General features: G+C 39.7%; 1 pseudogene. It reads right to left on the bottom strand.

Features of this window, described 5'->3' with window-relative positions:
* Nucleotides 1-277 (bottom strand): annotated as a pseudogene (locus BA053_RS06480) (hypothetical protein); the annotation flags it as partial.

Below are 277 nucleotides of genomic sequence, written 5' to 3'. Positions count from 1 at the left end.
GATCGCCCTACGTGTATTGTATGCACCCATTCAACCATCCACACTAAATATGCATCGAGCTCTGGTCTAAAGTCATCTCCTCCTCCTGATATAAATTCTCCTGGTGAAACATTTTTCACGTTCCAAGTATTTTTATTTACTACTTTCGCAACCTCAGCAGCTAATGTTCTGACAATAATAGGGGCATTTTCTATTGTGCTATCAATCACAATTCGTGCTTCAAATCTTGCTTTCAGTGCTAATTCCTCTGTTCCAGGATCTTTTCCCGATTCTAAAC

Origin of the sequence: Wolbachia endosymbiont of Nomada ferruginata (assembly GCF_001675785.1) — a bacterium.
In the GTDB taxonomy this organism is placed as follows: domain Bacteria; phylum Pseudomonadota; class Alphaproteobacteria; order Rickettsiales; family Anaplasmataceae; genus Wolbachia; species Wolbachia pipientis.
This window is presented reverse-complemented; position numbering and strand designations above follow the sequence as displayed.